Origin of the sequence: Flavobacterium sp. UBA4854 (assembly GCF_002399805.1) — a bacterium.
GTDB lineage: Bacteria > Bacteroidota > Bacteroidia > Flavobacteriales > Flavobacteriaceae > Flavobacterium > Flavobacterium ginsengisoli.
In genome coordinates this window covers 62,756-63,955 of the sequence record NZ_DHEI01000021.1, presented here as the reverse complement: position 1 = coordinate 63,955, position 1,200 = coordinate 62,756, and the positions used below count along the sequence as shown (strand labels likewise).

Sequence of the window (1,200 nt, the reverse complement as noted above, 5' to 3'; positions counted from 1 at the left end):
AAAAAACTACGAAATCCAATAATACATTCGGATCAAAGCAAAGGAACAAAAAAACACATGCGAAAAATGCATGTATGCAAAACGTATAGAAAAAACAAGCAATAAAGTGGATTAAAAAAACCATATATACCTAATAAATAGACTTTTAAACAAAAACAAACAGTAATAATTATATAGATTTTAATATTTAAAACAATAAGAATTCAAGCATAAAAAAACATATTTTGCAATATTTTACTATAAAAAATATATTATTCTCATTGAGACAAACAAAATAAATGGGGCGCAGAAAAAAAAATCCCGCTGTTGAACAGCGGGATTTTTTGTTAAATATTTGATTAATTAGGTAATTTTTACAGAAGTAATTTTCATCAATTTTTTATCAAAGCCTTCATTTTCGATTATGGACTTATTACGAACTTTAGTTTTATAGGCATAAATTGAATTGACTGAATAACCTAAAATTTGCGCAATTTTCTCATTGTGTTTGATCCCTAAACGGATCAAGGCAAAAATTCTCAGCTCTTTATTAAGAATCTGCCCTTCTTTTAGCTTTATCTGCTCCCCGGGTTTCATGAGCGAATTGAATTCAGTAATAAAATCTGGAAACAGATTGATAAAAGCTGTATCAAAATTATTGAGCAGTTTATCCTTTTCCTTCTTCAAATCATATCTTGATATTCTGTATTTTGCTTTAGCATAATCTCCTGAATCAATATCCCTTTCTATGTAAGATGTAAATTCATTAAACTTTTCAAAAATATCATCATATTCCGTAAAGAAAAAACCAATATATTCTTCATTAATCTTATTAGCTTCTGAAAGACGATTGTTAATCAATTCAATTTGGCTGTTACGCGCCTTCATTTCTTCGTTTACAACAACAAGCTGTTTATTTACATTCTGCAGATCTGTATGCGCAACTGCAATTATCTTTTTTGCTTTTTGAATTTTCCTGAATTGCATAAAAGTAAGGATTAAAAAGCAGATTACAATTACTGAAAAAACAATTGCACCTATATATTGATAGTAGAGCCTCTTTTTTTCTCTTTCAATATTCTGGACTATTTCTTCTTCAATGTGTGGCAGGATCGCTCCTACTTGTAGTTTTCTCTGCTGTGCCCCGTAAAAAACAGCATCATCATATGCTTTTTTCACTAGCGAAGATGCACTCTGCAGATTCTTTTTTCTAAACAGCAT

Annotated in this window: 1 protein-coding gene; it reads right to left on the bottom strand. The window is 29.5% G+C overall.

From position 1 onward, the window contains the following. Positions 1-342 precede the first annotated feature (342 nt). Positions 343-1,200, bottom strand: an 858-nt coding sequence (locus tag B3J44_RS02500) for a DUF6377 domain-containing protein (protein WP_286965549.1), incomplete at its 5' end; no start/stop codon positions are given.